Annotated in this window: 25 protein-coding genes; 21 read left to right on the forward strand and 4 right to left on the reverse strand. The window is 49.8% G+C overall.

The window, feature by feature from the left end; translation table 11 throughout:
* Nucleotides 1–2: 2 nt before the first annotated feature.
* Complete coding sequence (locus ACT53D_RS10950) at nucleotides 3–587, reverse strand: cytochrome b/b6 domain-containing protein (RefSeq protein WP_194749661.1); 585 nt, start codon at nucleotides 585–587, stop codon at nucleotides 3–5.
* Nucleotides 588–591: 4 nt separating this feature from the next.
* Nucleotides 592–1,026 (reverse strand): cytochrome c'', encoded by a 435-nt coding sequence (gene cycA, locus ACT53D_RS10955; RefSeq protein ID WP_194749662.1) that lies wholly within the window; start codon nucleotides 1,024–1,026, stop codon nucleotides 592–594.
* A 210-nt stretch (nucleotides 1,027–1,236) separates the two neighbouring features.
* Between cycA and mnmG the strand changes: the two genes are divergently transcribed.
* The 19 genes from mnmG (at nucleotide 1,237) to ACT53D_RS11050 (ending at nucleotide 20,705) form a co-directional block, all read left to right on the forward strand.
* Nucleotides 1,237–3,174, forward strand: a complete 1,938-nt coding sequence (gene mnmG / locus ACT53D_RS10960) for a tRNA uridine-5-carboxymethylaminomethyl(34) synthesis enzyme MnmG (RefSeq protein ID WP_313985784.1) — start codon at nucleotides 1,237–1,239, stop codon at nucleotides 3,172–3,174.
* Entirely contained in the window at nucleotides 3,174–3,797 is a 624-nt protein-coding gene (gene rsmG, locus ACT53D_RS10965) for a 16S rRNA (guanine(527)-N(7))-methyltransferase RsmG (RefSeq protein ID WP_476144799.1), read from the forward strand. Before mnmG ends, rsmG begins: the two co-directional genes overlap by 1 nt.
* Entirely contained in the window at nucleotides 3,797–4,558 is a 762-nt protein-coding gene (locus ACT53D_RS10970; protein ID WP_228518953.1) for a ParA family protein, read from the forward strand. The genes rsmG and ACT53D_RS10970 overlap by 1 nt, the downstream gene beginning before the upstream one ends.
* Before the next feature lie 48 nt (nucleotides 4,559–4,606).
* On the forward strand, nucleotides 4,607–5,467 hold the full coding sequence (locus ACT53D_RS10975; RefSeq protein ID WP_476156176.1) for a ParB/RepB/Spo0J family partition protein: 861 nt from the start codon (nucleotides 4,607–4,609) through the stop codon (nucleotides 5,465–5,467).
* A 148-nt stretch (nucleotides 5,468–5,615) separates the two neighbouring features.
* Nucleotides 5,616–6,008, forward strand: a complete 393-nt coding sequence (locus ACT53D_RS10980) for an ATP synthase subunit I (RefSeq protein WP_476156178.1) — start codon at nucleotides 5,616–5,618, stop codon at nucleotides 6,006–6,008.
* A 29-nt stretch (nucleotides 6,009–6,037) separates the two neighbouring features.
* A complete protein-coding gene (gene atpB, locus ACT53D_RS10985) occupies nucleotides 6,038–6,874 on the forward strand; it encodes a F0F1 ATP synthase subunit A (RefSeq protein ID WP_124552423.1) in 837 nt (278 codons plus the stop codon).
* A 47-nt stretch (nucleotides 6,875–6,921) separates the two neighbouring features.
* On the forward strand, nucleotides 6,922–7,188 hold the full coding sequence (gene atpE / locus ACT53D_RS10990) for a F0F1 ATP synthase subunit C (protein ID WP_018987204.1): 267 nt from the start codon (nucleotides 6,922–6,924) through the stop codon (nucleotides 7,186–7,188).
* A gap of 79 nt (nucleotides 7,189–7,267) precedes the next feature.
* Nucleotides 7,268–7,738: a F0F1 ATP synthase subunit B gene (locus ACT53D_RS10995; RefSeq protein WP_194749667.1), complete on the forward strand. Its 471-nt coding sequence runs from the start codon at nucleotides 7,268–7,270 to the stop codon at nucleotides 7,736–7,738.
* A gap of 17 nt (nucleotides 7,739–7,755) precedes the next feature.
* Entirely contained in the window at nucleotides 7,756–8,292 is a 537-nt protein-coding gene (locus ACT53D_RS11000; protein WP_194749668.1) for a F0F1 ATP synthase subunit delta, read from the forward strand.
* Between the two features lie 16 nt (nucleotides 8,293–8,308).
* Entirely contained in the window at nucleotides 8,309–9,850 is a 1,542-nt protein-coding gene (atpA, locus tag ACT53D_RS11005; RefSeq protein ID WP_194749669.1) for a F0F1 ATP synthase subunit alpha, read from the forward strand.
* Nucleotides 9,851–9,879: 29 nt separating this feature from the next.
* Nucleotides 9,880–10,749: a F0F1 ATP synthase subunit gamma gene (atpG, locus tag ACT53D_RS11010; RefSeq protein WP_275357504.1), complete on the forward strand. Its 870-nt coding sequence runs from the start codon at nucleotides 9,880–9,882 to the stop codon at nucleotides 10,747–10,749.
* Nucleotides 10,750–10,816: 67 nt separating this feature from the next.
* A complete protein-coding gene (atpD, locus tag ACT53D_RS11015) occupies nucleotides 10,817–12,253 on the forward strand; it encodes a F0F1 ATP synthase subunit beta (RefSeq protein ID WP_194749671.1) in 1,437 nt (478 codons plus the stop codon).
* A gap of 68 nt (nucleotides 12,254–12,321) precedes the next feature.
* Nucleotides 12,322–12,747 carry a F0F1 ATP synthase subunit epsilon gene (locus tag ACT53D_RS11020; RefSeq protein WP_194749672.1) on the forward strand — a complete coding sequence of 142 codons (426 nt, stop codon included), beginning with the start codon at nucleotides 12,322–12,324 and terminating at the stop codon, nucleotides 12,745–12,747.
* A gap of 97 nt (nucleotides 12,748–12,844) precedes the next feature.
* On the forward strand, nucleotides 12,845–14,215 hold the full coding sequence (glmU, locus tag ACT53D_RS11025; protein WP_476156181.1) for a bifunctional UDP-N-acetylglucosamine diphosphorylase/glucosamine-1-phosphate N-acetyltransferase GlmU: 1,371 nt from the start codon (nucleotides 12,845–12,847) through the stop codon (nucleotides 14,213–14,215).
* Between the two features lie 4 nt (nucleotides 14,216–14,219).
* On the forward strand, nucleotides 14,220–16,055 hold the full coding sequence (glmS, locus tag ACT53D_RS11030) for a glutamine--fructose-6-phosphate transaminase (isomerizing) (protein ID WP_476144793.1): 1,836 nt from the start codon (nucleotides 14,220–14,222) through the stop codon (nucleotides 16,053–16,055).
* A gap of 102 nt (nucleotides 16,056–16,157) precedes the next feature.
* Nucleotides 16,158–17,378, forward strand: a complete 1,221-nt coding sequence (locus tag ACT53D_RS11035) for an EAL and HDOD domain-containing protein (protein WP_275357511.1) — start codon at nucleotides 16,158–16,160, stop codon at nucleotides 17,376–17,378.
* 115 nt (nucleotides 17,379–17,493) lie between these two features.
* On the forward strand, nucleotides 17,494–17,958 hold the full coding sequence (locus ACT53D_RS11040) for an Hsp20 family protein (protein WP_275357513.1): 465 nt from the start codon (nucleotides 17,494–17,496) through the stop codon (nucleotides 17,956–17,958).
* Between the two features lie 225 nt (nucleotides 17,959–18,183).
* Nucleotides 18,184–19,848, forward strand: a complete 1,665-nt coding sequence (gene ettA, locus ACT53D_RS11045) for an energy-dependent translational throttle protein EttA (protein WP_476156184.1) — start codon at nucleotides 18,184–18,186, stop codon at nucleotides 19,846–19,848.
* Nucleotides 19,849–19,940: 92 nt separating this feature from the next.
* A complete protein-coding gene (locus ACT53D_RS11050; RefSeq protein WP_476156186.1) occupies nucleotides 19,941–20,705 on the forward strand; it encodes an arylamine N-acetyltransferase family protein in 765 nt (254 codons plus the stop codon).
* A gap of 54 nt (nucleotides 20,706–20,759) precedes the next feature.
* On the opposite strand, the gene ACT53D_RS11055 is transcribed toward ACT53D_RS11050, so the two are convergent.
* Both ACT53D_RS11055 and ACT53D_RS11060 read right to left on the reverse strand, forming a co-directional pair.
* On the reverse strand, nucleotides 20,760–20,981 hold the full coding sequence (locus ACT53D_RS11055) for a hypothetical protein (RefSeq protein WP_313984704.1): 222 nt from the start codon (nucleotides 20,979–20,981) through the stop codon (nucleotides 20,760–20,762).
* A gap of 97 nt (nucleotides 20,982–21,078) precedes the next feature.
* Nucleotides 21,079–21,903 carry an SDR family oxidoreductase gene (locus ACT53D_RS11060; protein WP_194749706.1) on the reverse strand — a complete coding sequence of 275 codons (825 nt, stop codon included), beginning with the start codon at nucleotides 21,901–21,903 and terminating at the stop codon, nucleotides 21,079–21,081.
* A gap of 59 nt (nucleotides 21,904–21,962) precedes the next feature.
* Between ACT53D_RS11060 and ACT53D_RS11065 the strand changes: the two genes are divergently transcribed.
* Entirely contained in the window at nucleotides 21,963–22,337 is a 375-nt protein-coding gene (locus ACT53D_RS11065; RefSeq protein ID WP_194749680.1) for a DUF6394 family protein, read from the forward strand.
* 13 nt (nucleotides 22,338–22,350) lie between these two features.
* Nucleotides 22,351–24,042 carry a potassium channel family protein gene (locus tag ACT53D_RS11070; protein WP_476156189.1) on the forward strand — a complete coding sequence of 564 codons (1,692 nt, stop codon included), beginning with the start codon at nucleotides 22,351–22,353 and terminating at the stop codon, nucleotides 24,040–24,042.
* Nucleotides 24,043–24,049 lie beyond the last annotated feature (7 nt).

A 24,049-nucleotide genomic window follows, 5' to 3' on the forward strand; every position in this document is an offset into this window, starting at 1 on the left:
CTTCAGCGGGTTTTTTTTCGGGGGAACGGTGTATTTTTTTGATCAAACCGTTCTTCAATACTACATACCCGTTTACACCCTGTAATCATCGCCCAGATCAGGTTATCACGATTGATGATGCTTTCAAAAATCACACCGAAGACATGGACCACCACCACACCGAGCCATGTCCAAGTCACATAGTGATGTAAGGTTTTGGCCATTTCATCATCAATAAAGTCCCAGCCATTGTTATAAACAATACAGCCGGAACCTACCGTCAGGATGCCTAGGCCCAGCATCGCATAAATTGCTATCGCACCTGTGGGATTGTGGCCGATATAGTGCTTGGCTGTTCCATGGATAAGCTTGTAGAGATGTTTCAGCGCCCACACAGGGTTCAGCGGGAAGCTATGAAAGTTGGCATAACCTGTGGAAATAATGCCCCAAATAATGCGCGCCACGATCAGAGTGCCGGCCACATAACCCGCATAAGCATGATGTAGCCGATCCCACATCGAGTCGTGCGTATAAAAGGCATAAGCAAACGCCGCGACCAGTGACCAATGGAAGATCCGTATAAACGGATCCCATACGTAACGTAGCATTGAATTATTTGCTAGGTTTTGTTTCGGTTAACAGATAAGCGATAAAGTTTGCCTTTTCTGAAGGTGAGCAGTCTGCACCCAAAATATCATTGCAGTGTTTGGTGAACTCTTCTTCTACTTTATCAATATCGGTAAAGCGCTTGGTATTCACGCGTGGTGCCAGTGGAGGGATTTCCTTGCCAGTGACGATGTTCTTGCCAACGTTAGCAGGGTTGTTAGTGTGGCAAGAGGCACATGCCGCTTCTTTACCACTTGGTGTTTTGAATTTGCGGTTAAAGAAAATTTTACCATCAGTAATGGAGGGGGCTTCGTACATGGAGTTTGCAGAGTGTGCAATGTTGGTATATTTGTATACCAGTTTTTCAGCATTGGTGACATCAGCCAATGCGTGCGCAGAAAAAAGAACCCCGAATACAGCAATGATTGTTTTGATTTTCATGGTAATAGCTCCTTGGTTGTTTTAGGAAAAATTCTATTCTTGTTATGTTAAGCAAATATGGCCTGCTTGTTATTGATTTGTATTAAACCGTAAATACATTGTATTAAATCATAGTTTAGGTGTAACAATGCAGTGATTTAAATGACCATTTAGTAAGTTTAAGCTAAAATCATAAATCTTTTTAAATCAAACAGTTCAAGATTCTTTATGATGGACTTTCCTGATCGATTCGATGTCATTGTGGTGGGTGGTGGACATGCCGGCACCGAGGCTGCGCTGGCGGCTGCCCGTATGGGTCAAAAAACCCTCTTGTTGAGCCACAACATTGAAACTCTGGGGCAAATGTCCTGTAACCCTTCTATTGGTGGCATAGGCAAGGGTCACCTGGTCAAAGAGGTTGATGCCCTCGGTGGCGCCATGGCGGCCGCCACTGATGAGGGAGGTATCCAGTTTCGTATCTTGAATTCTAGTAAAGGCCCGGCTGTGCGTGCCACGCGTGCGCAAGCCGATCGCATTTTGTACAAGGCGGCCATTCGACGCCGTCTGGAGAACCAGCAAAATTTGTGGCTGTTTCAGCAGGCTGTAGACGATATCATTCTTGAGAATCATCGCGCTGCGGGAGTGGTAACGCAGATTGGTTTGCGTTTCTATGCAAAGTCGGTGGTGCTCACTGCAGGGACATTTTTGGGTGGCTTGGTGCATGTGGGTTTGCAAAGTTATAGCGCCGGGCGCGCCGGAGACCCGCCCGCAATCTCCCTGGCGGCTAGGCTAAGAGAAATTGGTCTCCCGGCTGGCCGGCTAAAAACTGGAACACCACCACGTATTGATGGTAGAACCATTGATTACAGTGTGATGACTGAGCAGCCTGGTGATACACCAGTGCCGGTGTTCTCCTTTTTGGGTAATATAGCCCAGCATCCGCAACAGTTACCTTGCTGGATTACGCATACCAATCAGCAGACGCATGACATTATCCGCAGTGGATTGGATCGTTCGCCGATGTACACGGGTGTGATTGAAGGTGTGGGCCCGCGTTATTGCCCCTCTGTTGAAGACAAAATTCATCGCTTTGCCGACAAAGAGTCTCATCAGGTATTTCTTGAGCCTGAGGGGTTGACCACCCATGAGATCTATCCGAACGGCATTTCCACCAGTTTGCCTTTTGATATTCAGTTATCGTTGGTGCGTTCGATTCGCGGGCTGGAGCAAGCGCATATCTTGCGCCCCGGATACGCCATTGAATACGACTATTACGATCCAAGAGGATTAAAATCGACTCTCGAAACCAAGGCTGTGCAAGGCTTGTTTTTTGCCGGACAGATCAATGGGACAACCGGCTACGAAGAGGCGGCAGCACAAGGGTTGTTAGCGGGCGCAAATGCCGCACTTTATGCGCAGGATAAAGACGGTTGGTGCCCCTCCCGTGAACAAGCCTATTTGGGTGTGTTGGTGGATGATTTGATTACAACGGGGGTGAATGAGCCATACCGGATGTTTACTAGTCGTGCAGAGTACCGTTTGCAGTTGCGTGAAGATAATGCAGATATGCGCTTGACCGAAGTCGGTCGTCAACTGGGGTTGGTTGATGATGTGCGCTGGGCGGCCTTCTGTAAAAAACAGGAAGCGATCACGCGTGAGCAAGCAAGATTGAAGCGCACGTTTTTACAGCCTGACCAAGGTCAACCCCTGGGCAATAGCCAAAATAAAATTGTTTCACGTGAAACACAAACGTTGGTTTTTGGTAAAGCTTTGGAGCATGAGTATTCGTTATTTGAATTATTACGGCGTCCAGAGGTGAGTTATCAATCATTGCTGGAGATTGTTCCCTCCTCTGAAGTGTTGGCCGAAGATGTGATGGAGCAAGTAGAAATTGCTGCCAAGTATCAAGGCTATATTGATCGCCAAAATGAGGAAATTTCACGCCAAAAAAATAGTGAGCACGTCAAGTTGGGCGATGCTATCGATTATAATGATGTGCATGGCTTGAGTATTGAAGCGCGGCAAAAACTACTGGCACAGAAACCCGAAACAATTGGCCAAGCCAGTCGCATCCAGGGGATTACCCCTGCCACGATTTCTTTGTTGATGGTTTATCTCAAGCGTAAACAGAAAAAGCAGAGCCAGTCTGGCGATATTGCAGCAGCATGATGGACTTGGCTTCAAAGTTAGCGGCCGGTGTCGAGGTGCTCGGTTTGCAGGCGATGGTTACGCCTGAAATGCAGCAGAAGTGTCTCGCTTATATGGCGCTGATGCAAAAGTGGAACAAGGTCTATAACCTGACTGCGGTCCGTGATTCAGAAGAGATGCTGGTGCTACATGTGCTGGATAGTTTGAGCGTTCTGCCTTTTGTAGAGGCCGGTAATGTGCTGGACGTAGGCAGTGGTGGAGGCTTGCCGGGGTTGATAATCGCAATTACGCGTCCCGAGGTCGAAGTCACCACGATTGATACTGTACAAAAAAAAGCTATCTTTATGCGGCAGGTCAAGGCTGAGCTGGGATTGTCCAACGCGCAAGTGGTGCATGGCCGGGTTGAAGCGTATGCGCCCCCTACTCGCTTTTCACAAGTGATCTCGAGAGCCTTTTCCGATATTGCTTTGTTTAAGCAGTTGACTGCACATTTAATTGCGCCACAGGGGCGATGGTTAGCCATGAAGGGAGTGGTGCCAAGCGATGAGTTGGCGCAGGCAAAGGTCATCCCCAAAGAAGTGATCCGTCTTCATGTGCCCTACTTGCAGGCCGAAAGACATTTAATCGTGTTTGAGAATACATAATGAAAATAATTGCCATCACCAACCAAAAAGGGGGCGTCGGTAAAACCACCACTTGCGTCAATCTGGCTGCCAGTTTGGCCGAGCACGGAAAAAAAGTCTTGTTAGTCGATCTGGATCCACAGGGTAATGCCAGTACTGGCAGTGGCATTGATAAATCACATTTAAAAGACAGTATTTATCAGGTGTTGATTGGTAACAAGACACTGCAGGAGGTGGTGATTCATGCTGAAGCTGCTAAGTATGATGTGGCGGCTTCTAATCGCGACCTTGCTGGGGCTGAGGTGGAATTGGTCAATGAAATGGCACGTGAAACGCGGTTGAAAAATGCAATTCTCAAGTTGGGTGATGATCGCTACGATTTTGTCTTGCTGGACTGTCCGCCTTCATTAAATCTGGTGACCGTTAACGCATTAACTGCAGCACACTCAGTCATGATCCCGATGCAATGTGAGTATTATGCCCTGGAAGGCTTGTCTGATCTGGTCAATACTGTCAAGAAAGTGCGCGCTCACTTAAATCCAGTTCTGGAGATAGAGGGTTTGCTGCGTACCATGTTTGATAACCGCAATATGCTGGCACAGCAAGTGTCAGCCCAGCTGGTCAATCACTTTGGCAAAAAGGTGTATCAAACCATTATTCCGCGCAATGTCAGGCTGGCTGAGGCGCCCAGTTACGGCATGCCTGTTTTGCTGTATGACCGTTCTTCCAAGGGCGCGCAGGCTTATCTTGAACTGGCGCAAGAAATTATTCAAAAAAATTAATTATTCATCCTTTTCATTTCAGACATACATTTATAAGGAAGTAGCAGCATGGTGAAGCCCAAGGGACTCGGTCGCGGACTCGACGCATTGTTATCAGGGGATGCGGAAACAATTGCCCAGTCAGACATGTTGCGCACATTGCCTGTAGGGCAGTTGCAGCCAGGCAAGTATCAGCCGCGTTCCTATATGAACGAGGAAGCCCTGCAAACATTGGCTGACTCGATCGCGGCACAAGGCATTATGCAGCCGATTCTGGTACGTGAAATTGCCCCGGAAAAATTTGAGATTATTGCCGGTGAACGTCGCTGGCGTGCTTCGCAAAAGGCGGGCCTGACCGAAGTGCCCGTGCTGGTGCGGGAAATTGCCGACGAAGCGGCACTGGCGATGGCGCTGATTGAAAATATTCAGCGTGAAAACCTGAATCCACTCGAAGAAGCCATGGGCATTAAGCGCCTGATTGATGAATTTGAGATGACGCACGAAAAAGCGGCACAAGCCGTGGGTCGCTCGAGAGTGGCGGTGTCCAACTTGTTGCGCCTGCTGACACTGACCCCTATGGTGCAGGATATGTTGCTGGATAACCAGATCGACATGGGCCATGCCCGTGCGTTGGTGGGCATAGAGCCGGCCCAGCAAATCTTGTTGGCAAACAAGGTGGTTCAGGATGGCTTATCAGTGCGTGAAGTAGAGCGCATGATTCAATCCGAGCCGGCGAGCGGCAAAAAAGCCAAGCCTGCCGTGCATCCAGATGTGGCGACTCTGCAAAACCAGCTCAGTGAGCAGTTGGGGGCTGAGGTCAGTATTAGCAGTAAGGCGAACGGCGCAGGTATCTTGAAACTGAGTTTTGCAAATCTGGATCAGCTTGATGATTGGATAGCGAAACTGACCGACAATCACCTAAAATCGTAAGCAAAATGACGTAGCCAACCTGCAGGCCTCGATTTTTCCAGCTCATTCAGGCAGTTATGGCTAGTTTGGTGCTTGACTTCGTCGGGTGAATAATTCAAAATCTCGCGTCTTTGTAGTATTTTGTCTTGAATTTTTGCGGGCTAACCCCATGAGTGGTCTCGAAACCCAAGCGGCTGGCATGTCGCTTTACCGTAACATGCTGCGCTGGCAACTCATGGCGACAGCGGCAGTGACCATAGCAGCATTTGCATTGGCAGGGATCAATGCAGCATTATCAGCCTTGATGGGCGGCATTTCCGTTGTGATCGGTGCCTGGTTTTCTGCAAGAATTGCAGCCAAAGGTCAGCTGAAAACAGATCCCACGGCGGTATTACTCAATTTACTCAAGGCAGAAGCAGTAAAAATATTAATCATCGCGATTATCCTGTTTGTGGTTTTCAAGCTGTTTCATGCATTGGTGCCTTTTGCATTGATTGCAGGCTTGGCAGCCGCTGCGCTTTTTTCTGGCGCCGCGCTCGCAAAATCACAAGCAAATGTGTAGACCAGTTAACTTAAAAATAGTTTGAACATATGACAACCGAACACGCACAACACGCAGAACTGACTCCTTCTGAATATATCGCGCACCACCTGAGCTTTAATGCGCAAGGTGTGAATGGCAATGCCACCTCTGAAGGCTTTTGGGTATTGCACTATGACACCCTGCTGACTTCAGTCGTGCTGGGTTTGCTGGTGATGGGGCTGATCTGGTGGGTGGCACGCGGAGCGACCGCTGGCGTACCGACTAAGCGTCAGGCGTTTGTTGAATTGTTATTCGGTTTTGTCGATGACCAGGTTAAAAACATTTTCCACGGTAACCGTCATTCCTTTATTGCGCCAGCTGCACTGACCGTGTTTGTTTGGGTGCTGGTCATGAACGCGATGGACTTTCTGCCGGTAGACCACGTAGCAAATGTGGCATCAGCAATTGGTGGCGAGCATACAAAATGGCGTATCGTCCCTACTTCTGACATTAACACCACGTTTGCTTTGGCATTGGCTGTGTGGTTCCTGATGATTTTCTTCTCTATCAAAGCCAAAGGCCTGGGTGGCTGGATTCACGAATTGTTCTGTGCGCCATTTGGTAGCAATCCTTTGGTATGGCCTGCCAACTTCTTGTTTAACCTGATTGAATACGTTTCAAAACCACTTTCTCACTCATTGCGTCTGTTCGGTAACATGTACGCTGGTGAAATCATCTTCTTGCTGTTGGGTATGTGGGCTGCCACTGGCCTGACTGGTACCGTTGCCGGTGCTGTACTGGGTGCTGGATGGTCTATCTTCCACATCCTGATTGTGGCCTTGCAAGCGTTTATTTTCATGATGCTGACTGTGGTCTACCTGGCCATGGCGCATGAATCGCACTAATTTTTAACTTTGTCGTTGTTTTAATTCTTTATAAGAGAGGGTATTAAATGGAAGCATTAGCATTGATTCAAGCCTACACAGGCGTTGGTATTGGTTTGATCATTGGTTTGGGTGCCGCTGGCGCTTGTATCGGTATTGGTATCATGTGTGCAAGTTTCCTGGAAGGCGCTGCTCGTCAACCAGAAATGATCCCTGCCCTGCAAGGTAAAGTATTCCTGCTGTTGGGTTTGATCGACGCTTCTTTCATTATCGGTGTTGGTCTGGCAATGATGTTTGCATTCGCAAACCCATTGTTGAGCGTTGTTGCCAAGTAATTTTTACTCGGTAATCACCGCCCGGTAGGGTTTAAGTAGTGACTTAAACCTTTCAACCAATCAGTATGATGGATCCAACATGAATATTAATTTCACACTCATCGCGCAAGCTATCGCATTTGCAGTGTTGATCTGGTTCACAGTGAAATTCGTTTGGCCGCCGCTGTTAAAAGCGATCGAAACACGCCAAAAGGAAATCGCAGATGGTTTGGCTGCTGCCCAAGAGGGCAAGAGCGCCCTGGAAGTGGCTGCCAAAAAATCTGAAGCAACATTGAACGAGGCCAAACAAAAAGCAAGTGAGATTATTGGGCAAGCCGAAAAACGCGCCGCTCAAATCATTGATGAAGCCAAAGCAAATGCCAAGGCTGAAGGTGATCGCATTATTGCCGGTGCCAAAGCTGAAATCGATCAGGAAGTGAACCGTGCCAAAGAGGGTCTGCGTGCACAGGTTTCAACACTGGCTGTGGCTGGTGCAGAAAAAATCCTGCGCAAAGAGATTGATGCCAAAGCACATAGCGAAATGTTGTCTAAACTCGCTGCGGAACTATAAGGTTAAAGGGATAAAACATGGCTGAACTCTCAACCATTGCAAGGCCTTATGCTGTCGCTGCCTACAAGTTGGGCAAAGAGAAAAATGCATTGGCAACATGGTCTGATATGTTGGCATTGGCAGCCGGAGTGGCTTCTAATGACCAAATGAAAACCCTGATTGATAACCCCAAACTGAATGCTGCAGATGTTGAAGGCGCATTCCTCAAAGTCTGTGGCGACAATCTTAACGAGCATGGTCAAAATTTGATCAAGACTTTGGTTGAATATGGCCGTTTATCCTTATTGCCTGCCATTGCTGAAGCCTTTGAGGCTTTAAAAGCGCAAGATGAAGGCACCTTGGACGCACAAATCATTGCCGCTGCCAAAATCACGGCAACGCAAACCAAAGATTTGGTCAAGCGTCTGGAAGCCAAGTTCGGCAAGAAAATTGAAGCAAGCGTTTCCGTTGATCCGGAAATCATCGGCGGCATCAAAATTATTGTTGGCGACACCGTTATCGACGCGTCTGTCCAAGGTCAGTTACAAAATTTAGCCTATACGCTCACAGCATAAGGCATAGGAGAATTAAATGCAGTTATCTACATCAGAGATTAGCGAGCTTATTAAGAGCCGTTTGGAAAACTTCTCTACCGCCGCAGAAGCACGTACCCAGGGTACTGTGATTTCTGTGACAGACGGCATTGTGCGCATTCACGGCCTGTCTAACGTCATGGCTGGTGAGATGATCGAGTTTCCAGGCAACACATTCGGTCTGGCATTGAACCTGGAGCGTGACTCCGTGGGTGCCGTGGTGCTGGGTGAGTATGAACACATCACTGAAGGCGACGTCTGTAAATGTACAGGCCGTATTCTGGAAGTGCCAGTGGGCCCCGAGCTGATTGGCCGTGTGGTGAACGCGTTGGGTCAGCCGATTGATGGCAAGGGTCCAGTCAACACCAAGCTGACAGACAAAATTGAAAAAATCGCCCCAGGTGTGATTGCACGTAAATCCGTGTCACAGCCTGTACAAACTGGTTTGAAGTCTATTGACTCCATGGTGCCAGTGGGTCGTGGTCAGCGTGAATTGATCATTGGTGACCGTCAGACAGGTAAAACAGCGGTTGCTGTCGATGCGATCATTAACCAAAAAGGTCAGAACATGACCTGTATCTACGTTGCGATTGGACAGAAAGCTTCTACCATTGCTAACGTGGTACGCAAACTTGAAGAGCACGGCGCGATGGCCTATACCATCGTGGTGGCGGCAACCGCTTCTGACTCGGCTGCCCTGCAATTCCTGGCACCCTATGCTGGTTGTACCATGGGCGAATACTTCCGTGACCGTGGTGAAGATGCATTGATTGTCTACGATGACTTGTCCAAACAAGCCGTGGCTTACCGTCAGATTTCCCTGTTGCTGCGTCGTCCACCAGGCCGTGAAGCTTACCCAGGTGACGTGTTCTACATCCACTCCCGTCTGCTGGAGCGTGCTGCGCGCGTCAATGAAGAATATGTTGAAAAATTCACCAACGGTGAAGTTAAAGGCAAAACAGGTTCATTGACTGCCTTGCCAGTGATTGAAACACAAGCTGGTGACGTGTCTGCATTCGTTCCAACCAACGTGATTTCGATTACCGATGGTCAGATCTTCCTGGAAAGTGACCTGTTTAACGCTGGTGTCCGTCCTGCGATCAACGCCGGTATTTCCGTGTCTCGCGTGGGCGGTGCAGCGCAAACTAAAGTGATCAAAAAACTGGGCGGTGGTGTCCGTCTGGCTTTGGCGCAGTATCGTGAATTGGCTGCGTTTGCGCAGTTTGCTTCCGACTTGGACGAAGCGACCCGCAAACAGCTGGACCGCGGTCGTATGTTTACCGAGTTGATGAAGCAAGCCCAATACGCACCTTTGAGTGTGGCGAATATGGGTATCAGCCTGTTTGCTGCTAACAAAGGTTACTTTGATGATGTGCCAACCAACAAAGTCTTGGCCTTTGAAAACGCATTGCACGGTTTCCTGAGCTCCAAGTACAAAAATATCGTTGATACGATCGAATCCAGCAAGGATTTGAGCGGTGATAACGAAAAAGCACTGGAAGCAGCAATTCAGGACTTCAAAGCGACCAACGCTTATTAATCTCTGACACTTCGACTTAGGAAACGCATATGGCAGGAAGTAAAGAGATTAGAACCAAGATCAAGAGTGTAGAAAATACACGCAAGATCACCAAGGCGATGGAGATGGTGGCCGCCTCTAAAATGCGCAAGGCGCAGGATAGAATGCGTGCCTCCCGCCCTTATGCGGAAAAAATCCGCAATGTGGCGGCTCACCTTTCCTTTGCACAATCAGAATATCGTCATCCGTTTTTGATTAAACGTGACGTGGTGAAAAACGTGGGTCTGATTGTCGTCAGCTCGGACAAAGGGTTGTGCGGTGGCTTGAATACCAACGTACTGCGCATGTCGGTGAACCAGATGAAAACCTGGGAAAGCGAAGGCAAAGGTATTAGCGTCAGCGCCATTGGTAACAAAGGCTATGGCTTCATGAACCGGGTGGGCGCACAAGTGAAATCCCATATCACCGGTTTGGGCGATACTCCGCATCTGGAAAAACTCATCGGCACCATCAAGGTGATGCTCGATGCGTACATTGCCGGTGAAATTGATCAGCTTTACATCTGCTATACCAAATTCATCAATACCATGAAGCAAGTGCCAACCATGCAACAATTGTTGCCTTTGACTGGCGAGCAACTGGGCAGTCCTAATGGTCATTGGGATTACATCTATGAGCCAGAAGCAAAACCGGTCGTAGATGAATTGATGATGCGTTACATTGAGTCATTGATTTATAACGCAGTGGCTGAAAACATGGCGTCTGAGCAATCTGCCCGTATGGTAGCGATGAAATCAGCCTCGGATAACGCTAAGAGCGTGATTGGTGAACTGAAACTGGTCTACAACAAGGCGCGTCAGGCTGCCATTACCAAAGAGATTTCTGAAATCGTCGGCGGTGCAGCTGCGGTTTCGTCCTAAGGGTGCGTTTTAGGGCAGCAAGTTTAAGAATTCAATTAGATCTGACTCATACAGTTAGGAAAAGAAAATGGCAAAGGCAAATCAAGCAGTAACAGGTAAAGTAGTGCAGTGTATCGGCGCTGTGGTTGACGTGGAGTTTCCACGCGATCAAATGCCTAAAGTATTCGATGCATTGATTATTGATGACAAAGATTCCAAAGCTGAGACTGGCTTGACTTTGGAAGTGCAACAACAATTGGGCGACGGCATTGTCCGTACCATCGCCATGGGTTCCTCCGATGGTTTGGCACGTGGCACTGCGTTCAAAAACACAGGTGCAGCGATCTCTGTGCCAGTCGGTGAAGGCACATTGGGCCGTATCATGGACGTATTGGGCCGTCCAATTGACGAAGTCGGTCCTATCGACTCACAAGAGTTCCGTTCTATCCACCAGAAAGCGCCAGCGTTTGAAGAGCTGTCTCCTTCTGTTGACCTGCTCGAAACAGGCATCAAGGTGATTGACCTGGTGTGCCCGTTTGCTAAAGGCGGTAAAGTGGGTCTGTTCGGTGGTGCGGGTGTAGGTAAAACCGTGAACATGCTGGAACTGATTAACAACATTGCTAAACAGCACTCCGGTTTGTCCGTATTTGCCGGTGTAGGTGAGCGTACCCGTGAAGGTAACGACTTCTACCACGAGATGGCAGAAGCTGGCGTGATCAAGCTGGACAACATGAAAGAGTCCAAAGTGGCGATGGTGTTCGGTCAGATGAACGAGCCTCCTGGTAACCGTTTGCGCGTCGCGTTGTCCGGGTTGACCATGGCTGAAAAATTCCGTGACGAAGGCCGTGACGTGTTGTTCTTCGTAGATAACATTTACCGTTACACACTGGCCGGTACAGAAGTATCTGCGTTGCTGGGCCGTATGCCATCTGCCGTAGGTTACCAACCTACCCTGGCTGATGAAATGGGCCGTCTGCAAGAGCGTATTACTTCAACCAAAGTCGGTTCTATTACATCTATCCAGGCCGTTTACGTACCTGCGGATGACTTGACTGACCCATCCCCAGCAACCACATTCCAGCATTTGGACTCCACCGTGGTTCTGTCTCGTGACATTGCTTCATTGGGTATTTACCCAGCGGTTGACCCACTGGATTCAACTTCACGTCAGCTGGATCCACAAATTGTGGGTGAAGAGCACTACTCTGTTGCACGTGCGGTGCAGTCTACACTGCAACGTTATAAAGAGCTGCGCGACATTATTGCGATTCTGGGCATGGACGAGCTGTCACCTGAAGATAAACTGGTGGTTGGCCGTGCACGTAAGATCCAACGTTTCTTGTCACAGCCTTTCCACGTGGCAGAAGTGTTTACCGGTGCGCCTGGTAAATATGTACCACTGAAAGAAACCATTAAAGGCTTTAAAGCGATTGTAAATGGTGAGTATGACCACTTGCCAGAACAAGCCTTCTACATGGTAGGTGGCATTGAAGAGGCTGTTGAAAAGGCTAAAACACTGAACTAATAGATATGACTACAGGCAGATGGGTGCCATCTGCCTGTTTATTTCAGTGATATAGAAAAGAGAACATTATGGCAAATACAGTGCATGTCGATGTGGTGAGTGCCGAAGAATCTATCTTCTCCGGCGAAGCCGAATTTGTCGTGGCCCCGGCAGGTGCAGGTGAAGTGGGTATTTACCCAAATCACGCACCAATGATTACCACGATCAAGCCCGGTGCATTGCGTATCAAGCAATCTGCAGAACAGGAAGAAACCCTGATCTTTATTTCTGGCGGCATGCTGGAAGTGCAACCAGGCATGATTACCGTACTGGCGGATACAGCCATTCGTGGGCAGGATCTGGACGAAGCCAAGGCTATTGCAGCTAAGGAAGCGGCCGAAGAAGCATTGAAAAACCGTTCTTCGGAGATTGACTATGCCGCAGCGCAAGCTGAGTTGGCAGAGGCTGTTGCACAAATCCAGGCAATTCAGAAATTGCGTAAATCAGTCCACTAGTTGTTGCATTAGCGTTTAACATTAAATTTAATGCAGACAATGACAAATGAGGCGGCTTTCAAGCCGCCTTTTTTTGTTTCTGAGATAAAATAATCGCATGACTGATTTGAATATTGTAATTCTGGCGGCAGGCAAAGGCACTCGTATGCGCTCAGACCTGCCTAAGGTACTGCACGCCATTGGCGGCACACCGATACTGCATCATGTGATCAACGCCGCTCGCAAACTCAATCCTCAAAAAATCATTGTGGTCTATGGTTTTGGGGGTGAACAGGTCCAGCAACAAACCCCGGGCGAGGATTTGGTGTGGGTTTTACAAGCCGAGCAACTGGGGACCGGACATGCCGTGCAGCAAGCCCTCCCTCATCTGCCTGCACAAGGAAAAACACTGATTCTGCTTGGCGATGTGCCGCTGGTCGATGTTGAGGCCTGTCGCAACATGCTGTCGCAGGCAGATGCACATCTGGTTGTGCAAACGTTTATCAAGGATGATCCGACCGGCTATGGCCGTATCGTGCGCAATGCACAAAATCAGGTTGTGGCCATTGTTGAGCATAAGGATGCCAGTGAAGCACAACGAGCCCTTCAGGAAGTGAATACCGGCATTATGGCCATGCCTAACGCAGCACTGAAGCATTGGCTGGCTCAACTGCAAAACAACAATGCGCAGCAAGAGTATTATCTGACAGATATCATTGCAATGTCTGTGAGCGAAGGACGGGCGGTACTACCACATGTGGTCGCCGATGCCTGGTCTGTTACCGGCATCAATTCCAAGCTGGATTTACAACAGATGGAGCGTGAATATCAACACAGACAGGCGCTCAACTTGATGACGCAAGGCGTCACCCTCATGGATGCGCAGCGAATTGATATTCGAGGTCACCTGAACTGCGGCCGTGATGTGCGTATAGATGTGAATTGTGTCTTTGAAGGGGAAGTCACCTTGGAAGATGGTGTTGATGTCGGTCCAAATTGTGTGATCAAAAATGCCGTGATTGCACGCAATACCACATTAGCTGCATTTACCCATATAGAAGAGGCCAGGATCGGCCAGGATAGTAAAGTCGGCCCATTTGCGCGTTTGCGACCAGGTACGCACCTGGCTGCCGAGACGCATGTGGGTAACTTCGTCGAACTTAAAAATGCCAGCGTCGGCCTGGGTAGCAAGGTCAACCACTTGAGTTATGTGGGGGACGCCACTGTCGGGGCAAACGTCAATATTGGTGCAGGAACGATTACTTGCAATTATGATGGGGCCAATAAGCATCAGACTGTGATAGAAGATGATGTGTTTGTGGGCTCTGACAGTCAATTGGTCGCTCCTGTGACCATAGGCAAAGGGGCGACGATTGCCGCAGGCTCCACCATCACTAAAGATGTGCCGGCAGAGACATTAACGCTCTGTCGTGCACGTGAGCAACGTTCAATTCAAGGATGGAAACGTCCGCAAAAGGTGAAAAAATAAACATATGTGTGGCATTGTCGGTGCAGTTTCAAACCGTAATATTGTTCCCTTGTTGATTGAAGGCCTTAGCCGGCTGGAATATCGCGGCTATGACTCAGCGGGGATTGCTGTACTCAACCAGTCCATCGTACGTGTGCGTGCGGTCGGCCGCGTCTCTGAATTAGAGCGCAAAGCTCAGGGCTTAACCAGCCAGATCGGCATAGGCCACACGCGATGGGCCACGCACGGTGGCGTCACCGAACAAAATGCACACCCGCATGTTTCGCCTACGCAAGAGCAGGCTGAAATCGCCGTGGTACATAACGGCATTATCGAAAACCACGATGAACAGCGTGACCGTTTACAAGCCTTGGGTTATCACTTTACTTCACAAACTGATACCGAAGTGATTGCCCATCTGGTGCATTATTATTACCAGCAGAGCAAAGACCTGCTGGTGGCTGTCAGACAAGCGATCAGTGAATTGACCGGCGCGTATGCGATCAGTGTGATCGCCCTGGCCCAGCCACAAACCATGATTGTTGCCCGCTTGGGCTGCCCGCTGTTGATTGGCTATGGAGAAGGCGAAAATTTTGTCGCTTCGGATGTGTCTGCGGTGCTGTCAGCCACGCGTAAAGTGGTTTATCTGGAAGATGGCGATGTCGCCACCTTGCAAACTGATCGCGTGACGATTATCGATAAGCAAGGTGAAACCGTGCAGCGCAAAGTGCACATGAGTGATGTCTCTCTGGCCTCATTGGAATTGGGCCCATATAGCCATTTCATGCAAAAAGAGATTCATGAGCAACCACGCGCGATTAGCGATACCATTGAGGCGCTTATTGATGATGGCGCTTTCAGGTGTGAATTGTTTGGTGCGACAGCAGCTGACATTTTCAAACAGATTGATAGCGTATTGATTTTAGCGGCGGGGACCAGCTATTACGCGGGCATGACCGCCAAATACTGGCTGGAAAGCATCGCAAAAATTCCAACCTCAGTCGAAATCGCCAGCGAATACCGGTATCGTGATTCGGTGCCTAATCCCAAGCAGCTGATCGTCACCATTTCGCAATCCGGTGAAACGTTGGATACGATGGAAGCGCTCAAACATGCCCAAAAACTGGGGCATCCTTTCAGTCTTGCCATCTGCAACGTGCAAGAAAGCGCCATCCCACGGGCATCATCCCTGATTTACTACACACGTGCTGGTGCAGAAATCGGTGTGGCCAGTACCAAGGCGTTTACCACGCAATTGATTGCATTGTTTGTCCTGTCCGTTACCTTGAGCAAAGTGCGCGGTCTCTTGACCGATGCGCAAGAGCAACAATACCTGGCCGAGCTGCGCCAACTGACTGGTAGCGTGCAAATTGCGCTGAATCTGGAGCCGCAGATTCGCGAATGGGCCCATCGCTTTGGCGATAAGGAACATGCCTTGTTCCTCGGTCGTGGCATCCATTTCCCGATTGCGATGGAAGGCGCGCTCAAGCTTAAAGAGATTTCCTACATCCATGCCGAAGCCTATCCTGCCGGTGAGTTAAAACATGGCCCCTTGGCGCTGGTTGATAGCAACATGCCTGTGGTGGTGATTGCCCCAAATGATGCTTTACTTGAAAAGGTCAAGTCCAACATGCAGGAAGTCCGGGCGCGCGGTGGTGAGTTGTTTGTGTTTGCGGATGCAGATAGCCACTTTCATGCGTCTGAAGGCGTACAGGTCATCCGCACGCCGCGCCATGTCGGCGCGCTCTCCCCGGTGTTGCATGTGATTCCGGTGCAGCTGCTGGCGTATCACGCCGCCTTGTTTAAAGGCACCGATGTAGACAAACCACGTAACCTGGCCAAGAGTGTGACCGTCGAATAATCATAAACCCCAGAAAAGCCCCGAGATTCGGGGCTTTTTTTTCAATACAAAATGGCGATGACTGCCATAAACTGGTAATCGGTGCTAATCAGGAATGCAGTCATGACCACGTCACAACACAGTATTATCGGTCGCCAGCCGGTTGTTAATGATCAACAACAAATCATAGGCTACGAGTTTTTCTTCCGTAATGAGACGGATGGCAGCAACACGCCATTTGAGGAAGATATTCAAACCTGCGCGCGTATCCTGAATACCACCATGGACGAAATGCATGAGAGCTGGTTACTCGGCCAGCAGCTGGCATTCATCAACGTCGATCATGTCATGCTCAATAGCGTGTTTCTCGAATTGATGCCGGCTGAAAAAACCGTGCTCGAAGTGGTGCATCACCTTCAGGTCACCCCAGAAATCCTGGCACGTTGCCAGGAGTTGAAACAACTAAAATTCCGTATCGCATTGGATAATCCGCAACACTATCCGCATTTGGAAGCCTTGTTGCCTTATGCCGACTTTATCAAGATCGATATGCGCAATGTGGACATTGCACAAGCTAAACAATGGTTAAAAAAATACCAGCACGATCAATGTTCCCTCATTGCAGAAAAGGTGGAGGAAAATAACCAGTTTCAGGACCTGCTGGATGCGGGTTACCACCAGTTCCAAGGCTATTTTTATGCCAAGCCAGAAAATATCAGCAGCAAGGTCATTAATCCAAGCTTTGATGGCGTGTTGCATTTGTTGAACCTGGTCAGCCAGGAGGCAGAAAACAAGGACATCGAAAATGGGTTTAAACGTGATACCACGCTGAGTTATAAACTGCTGCGCTATATCAACTCTGTGGGCTTTGGCTTGTCATGCGAAGTGCAATCCATCGGTCATGCTTTGACCATCTTGGGTCGCAACCAGCTTTATCGCTGGCTGACTTTACTTATGGTCACGGCGGGAAACAACAGCAGCTCCCCTGCCCTGATGAAAACCTCAATTACACGTGGCCGCTTGACCGAGTTATTGGGCGAACCGTTTTTTGAAAAGCGCGACCGTGACAATCTGTTTGTGGTGGGCGTATTTTCGCTGCTGGATGTGATGCTTAAAGTGCCGATGGAAAATATCCTCGAAAAACTACAATTACCTGAGACGATCGTCGATGCACTGGTTGAGCGCCAGGGTATTTTTGGCCCTTTCCTCAAGCTCACCGAAGCTTGCGAAGATGCCAACAATGAAGAAATTTTAGAGATGGCTGCCATGCTGCAACTCAAGCCGGAAAAAGTAAATCAGTGCCATATGGAGGCCCTGGCCTGGACCGAGGCTCTGGGAATATAAATCAATACCTGACCCTCTTGAAAAGATAAAGCGCATACCCATTTACACGATACAGATGCTTGCAGTTTGAGGTCTGTGAATCATGTTAATCGCTTATTTTTGAAAGGATCAACGTATGCGTAGTTATGACTTAACCCCCTTCTACAGAACCGCAATTGGCTTTGACCGTTTGGCTAAAATGCTCAACGAAAGCCAGCGCAGTGAAAACGAAATCAGCTATCCACCTTACAACATCGAACTGGTAGACGAAAACGCCTACAAAATCGTGATGGCAGTGGCTGGCTTCCAGCAAGATGAGCTGGAGATTGAAACTGAACACCAGGCTTTGCGCGTGACTGGCCGCAAAGCCAAAAAAGAACAGGAAACCACCTATTTGCACCGGGGTATTGCCACCCGGGACTTTGAGCACAAGTTCCAGTTGGCCGATCATGTGAAAGTGACCGGGGCACAGCTCGAAAATGGCTTGTTGACGATTGCTTTGGTGCGTGAGATTCCTGAGGCACTCAAGCCACGCAAAATTGAAATTGGCACCGCAGTCCCAAATGCAAGCGCTAACTTGATCGAGCAAAAAGCAGCTTAACCAGAGGGTATAAAAAAGGGCCAGTTGGCCCTTTTTTCATATTTAGCTGCAGAATAGAAATCTGTTTAGTCGCTGAGCAAAGGCATCCAGTCAACCGGCTTGCATGCGCATGTCACTGTCCGCCAGCCACGCTCATCCGCGGTTATCTAACGCTAAAGAATTCCTTGTTTATCCTCGCTCTGCGTTAAAATAGCCGCTTCCAACCATACTCTGGATGTAATACAAATGGCGCAATATGTGATGTCCATGCTCCGCGTGAGCAAAATCGTGCCGCCCAAACGGCAAATCATCAAAAATATTTCCCTTTCATTTTTCCCGGGCGCAAAAATTGGCTTGCTGGGCTTAAACGGCTCAGGCAAGTCGACCGTGCTGCGCATCATGGCGGGCGCGGATAAAGAGTTTGAAGGCGAAGTGCAATGGCAGCCGAATATTTCGATTGGCTATCTGCCACAAGAGCCACAGCTGGATGCTGATAAAACCGTGCGTCAGGAGGTCGAAGCCGGCTTGGGCGCTATCATGGAAGCCAAGCAAAAGCTGGAAGAAATTTATGCCGCCTATGCTGAACCTGATGCCGATTTTGACAAACTGGCCGAAGAGCAGGCCAAGTACGAAAATATCCTGGCCGCCAGCGGAAGTGATGTCGAGCAGCAATTAGAGATTGCCGCCGATGCACTGCGCTTGCCACCCTGGGACGCAAAAATCGGCCCGTTGTCAGGCGGTGAAAAACGCCGCGTGGCCTTGTGCAAATTGTTACTGTCAAAACCTGACATGCTGTTGCTGGACGAGCCGACCAACCATTTGGATGCGGAATCCGTCGAGTGGCTGGAACAGTTTCTGGTGCGCTTCCCCGGCACCGTGGTGGCTGTCACCCACGACCGCTACTTCTTGGATAATGCTGCTGAATGGATTCTGGAACTGGACCGCGGTGAGGGTATTCCATGGAAAGGCAACTACTCCAGCTGGCTGGAACAAAAAGAAGACCGCTTAGCGCTGGAGCAAAAACAGGAAGACGCCCACCGCAAAGCCATGAAGCAAGAGCTGGAATGGGTGCGCCAAGGGGCTAAAGCGCGTCAGAGCAAGAGCAAGGCGCGCTTGGCACGTTATGAAGAAATGTCCAGCGTCGAATACCAGCGCCGCAACGAGACGCAGGAAATCTTTATCCCGCCCGGTGACCGTCTTGGCAACCAGGTGATTGAGTTTAGCAACGTCTCCAAAGGCTTTGGGGATCGCTTGTTGATTGATAACCTCTCTTTCACCATCCCACCGGGCGCGATTGTTGGCGTGATCGGCCCCAACGGTGTCGGTAAGTCCACGCTGTTCCGCATGCTGCAAGGCAAGGAGCAGCCTGATAGTGGTGAAATCATCACCGGCCCAACGGTTAAACTGGCTGCAGTCGACCAGACCCGTGATGGCCTGGACAACGATAAAACCGTATTCGAAGCGATTTCTGGCGGGCTGGATGTGCTCAGTGTTGGTAAATTTGAAATGCCTAGCCGGGCTTATATTGGCCGCTTCAACTTCAAAGGCGGCGACCAGCAAAAAATCGTTGGTCAACTCTCGGGTGGTGAACGTGGTCGCTTGCATTTGGCCAAGACCCTGATTTCCGGGGCTAATGTCTTGCTGTTGGATGAACCCTCGAATGACCTTGATGTGGAAACCCTGCGCGCTCTCGAAGATGCCTTGCTTGAGTTTTCAGGTTGCGTACTGGTGACCTCGCACGACCGCTGGTTCCTGGACCGGATTGCCACGCACATTCTGGCAGCCGAAGGCGACTCGCAATGGACGTTTTTCAACGGCAACTATCAGGAATACGAAGCTGACAAGAAAAAACGCCTGGGTGAAGAAGGTGCCAAACCCAAACGTATCCGCTATAAACCGATTACGCGATAAAAGACAGCCCACCCGCAAGGTGGGCTTTTTTATGGTGATCGTGTTACTGTGGAGCGCACTTCAGAGCAACTTGTTCACAGGATCCTATTCACATGCAAGCAACCAATTTCAAACTGCAGGATTATTTCAACCGCATAGGCTATGTGGGACAGCCTGACACCAATATCGAGACCTTGCGTGCACTCATGCGCTGTCAGCTATTCAGTGTGCCGTTTGAAAATCTGGATGTACAGGCTGGCAAGGTGGTTTCCATGGTGCCAGAGGAGATAGTCGAGAAAGTTATTTATCGGCAACGCGGGGGATATTGCTACGAAGTGAATGGGGTCTTTGCCATGGCATTACAGGCGCTGGGCTTTCGCTTTCAGCTGGTCGCGGCGCGACCAATGTTTTATCCGGTGCGCAGACCCAAAACGCATATGGCAATTGTGGTACATCTCGAGCAACAAGCCTGGTTATGTGATTTGGGTTTTGGCAGCTATGGTATCCGCGCACCACTGGCCTTAAATAGGCTGGATACGGAAACCATGCAGGACCATGATTGCTTTATGTTGCGTACCCAGGGCGAGCACGAGTTTTTAGTACAGGCACGCGTCGATGAGGGCTGGCAAAACCAGTTTGCGTTTGACCTGCATCCCTGGGAGTGGATTGATTTTTATCCGGCAAACTTTATGAACTCCACTCACCCTGAGGCGATTTTTGTGCAGAGATTGCTGGTCGTATTACATCAGCCGGCAGGCAGGGTAATTTTATTTGGCGACACCTTGAAAACCATCACCGATGGCGTGGTGACAAAAAGGATCATACCGAAGAGTGAGCGTAGCGATACGCTTAAAACCCTCTTTGGGTTGTCGACGTAAAAACCTTTACCCCATGCATCCTGACCTGGCAGGACGTCGCAGAGGCTGGTTTGACTAGCGTGGAGCAGATTGCTCTTTGTTCACCAGTTTACGTATCAGCCGGTTGGCATTAATGGCTGCCAGCGTGGCACCGAATTCGTAATCGTCAAAGCGTGACGCTTCAATATAAGGCAAGGCAACCAGCTTGCCGTTAATCAGGCAGATGCGGCATTGGTCTTGCCAGACCTCGTGTGCTTGTGGCTGTAGAGGGTGTTGGCGGGGTTGGGTGTTGTCCATACTTCTCTTAAAACAAGGTGGGTTTGTTTGATTATCTCCAACTGAAATATCTACTCAATAGCCTGTTCGGGCTAATCGACCTTGATGGCGGCTAAATTTAATCGGGTAGCCTGGCTTTATGCGGTGCTTTTTTCATGATCCAGTCCCACAGGCCGGGCGGGATCAAGCGGAGCAGGCGTGCGACGATACCCATTTGCCAGGGGATGACACTAAAGCGGCGTTGTTGGGCAATCACGCGCATGGCTTTGCGGGCGAAGACATCGGCATCCATGAGAAAGGGCATGGGGTAGGTGTTGATGTCGGTCATGGGCGTGCGGATGTAGCCGGGGGCGATGGTGGTGACGGTAATCGCATATTGCTGCATTTCGACGCGCAGGCTTTCGAGGTAGGTAATGGCCGCTGCTTTACTCGCGCTGTAAGCGCCGGCGCCAGGCAAGCCGCGAATCCCGGCCACACTGGCGATGCCAACTAGTTGCGCCATCTTGCCCTGCTCTGTTGCCTGTTTCATGGCCTCGATAAACGGTTGAAAAGTGTGCACCAGTCCCATGACGTTGGTATCAAACACGGCTTGAAAGGCGGGGATGTCGTCCTGGTATTCGGTGAGGGTGCCACGGCTGACGCCGGCATTGCCGATGACGATATGCGGGGTGCCATATTGCTGGATGGCGGCTTGCGCCATGGCTTGCATCTGGTCTGCCTGCCTTACATCGACGCTGTAAGTTGTACAGGCAACCTGATATTGGCTGCTCAGCTGACTGGCAAGCGCTTGCAGGGCGCCCGTATTGCGACCGCACAGACTTAGTTGCAATTGTTGCCGATAATGTTGGGCATAGGCCGTGGCCATGGCGGCGCCAAGGCCACTGGAGGCACCGGTAATCACAATATGCAGGCAGTCAGAATTGGTTTTCGCCATAAAATACATTGCAGTAAACAAATTTTAATCGGGTAGAATGCCATAAAACACTGGTCGGGGAAACGTAGATGAATTTGGAAAAAGTGATTTTTGGCTTTTTTATTATTCTAGCCATGACGCTTAACTTTGGATTTTTTGTTGGTGATATTGATAACCCGCAACATCACTTGCATTACGAGTTGTATGTCGCCATTGTGGTGAATTTGATCGCCACCGTACTTAAATTTGGTGACCGGACGCAGATTGGCGCGATCCACCTGGCTACCAGCCTGGTCGCCGATTTACAGTTGATTGGCGCAGCAATTATCTGGACCGTTGCTGGCAGCAACGGCGCGGATACTGAGGTGATTGTCGGGGTGGTTTCTTTGTCTGGTGGTGCATTTCTCGCCAATATCACGTCGGTCATTTTGCTGATTTATGAAACCGTGACCTTGCGTCGCTAAGCACGTAGTCAGCATGACGCTCAATCAAATTGTGTTCTGGATTTTGCGGCGCATGCGTGCGCCGCTGCTGATGTTGATTGTCAGCTATGCCATTGCGATGATCGGCTTTGTGTTGATCCCCGGGGTGAATGACCGCGGCCAAGCCTATCATCTGAATTTCTTCGATGCCTTTTATATTCTGAGTTATACCGCGACCACCATCGGTTTTGGTGAACTCCCCTACCCGTTTACCACGCCACAGCGTCTGTGGATGACTTTTTCGATTTATGTGACGGTGATCTCCTGGTTTTACGCCATCGGGGCGATTATCGGGTTGTTTCAGGAGGGCGCACTCAAGCAGGCGTTTAAAACTGCGATTTTCCAGCGCGATGTCAAAAACCTGATGGAGCCGTTTTACCTGATTTGTGGCTATGGGGAAACCGGCGGCGAGCTGGTCAGGGCGCTGGATAGAAACGAGTTGCGGGTGGTGGTGCTTGAACGCTCGCCAGAACGCGTGAATGAACTTGAGCTGACGAATTACCAGTTTCATATTCCGCACTTATGCGCAGATGCAAAGTTATCCGAGGTGTTGCTCTACGCCGGCATTAAAAATCCCATGTGCCGCGGGGTGGCGGCGCTGACCGATGATGACCATGCCAACCTGGCAATCTCGGTGGCGGTGAAACTGATCAAGCCTGGATTGCCGGTGCTGGCGCGTGTACAGGATGATGTCATCGCCGCCAATATGGCCTCATTTGGCACAGACCGCATTATTAATCCTTACCATATTTTTGGGGAACACCTGGCCATGCGGCTCAATGCATTGGGCACTTACCTGCTGCATGAGTGGTTGACGCGTGCACCGGGCGATGCGATCGAGACCCCGGCAGCCATCCCGCAAGGCCACTGGATTGCTTGTGGCTTTGGTCGCTTTGGCAAGTCCGTCGTCAATAGCCTGCAAAATGAGGCCATGCATGTCACGATCATCGAGGCAGATCCGGCAGGCACGCAATGTGAGCAATGCATTATCGGCAGCGGTGTGGAGTCGCACATCTTGAAACAGGCCGGGATTGAGCAGGCGGTGGGCATTGTAGCGGGTACCGACAATGACATTAATAATCTGTCTATCGTCATGACGGCATTGGAACTCAACCCTAACCTGTTTGTGATCATCCGCAAGAACAAGCGCCATAACGAACCGCTGTTTCAACACTTTGATGCCGACATCACCATGCAGCCCAGTGATGTGATTGCACACACCTGTTTGTCTTATATGGTTTCACCCATGTTGGCCGAGTTTCTGGCCACGGCGCGGCATCAGGGCAATGCCTGGGCCAATGCCGTCATTGCGCAACTGGTTTCCAAGCTCGGTGAGCAAGTGCCAGATACCTGGGATATTACGATTGCGGATGACATGGCCGTGGCGGTGTGTGGCCTCATGCAGCAAGGCATGCGGCCAGCGCTCAAGCATTTACTCATGAATCCTGCCGGTCAACAGCGGCATGAAATGCCGGTGGTGCCGTTAATGTTGCTGCGCGCGGGTGAAAAAATGTTATTACCGGACCTGGCGACGCCGCTGGAGATGGGCGATAAAATTTTATTCTGTGGTCTGGATCAGGCCAAATCGATCCAGCGCTATCTGCTGCACGACCTGAAAACCTTGCATTATCTGGTGACAGGCAATGAGATGCCTGAAACCTGGATTGGTCGCTGGTTGAAACAATAAAAAACCC

It is taken from the genome of Methylophilus sp. DMC16 (assembly GCF_056314045.1).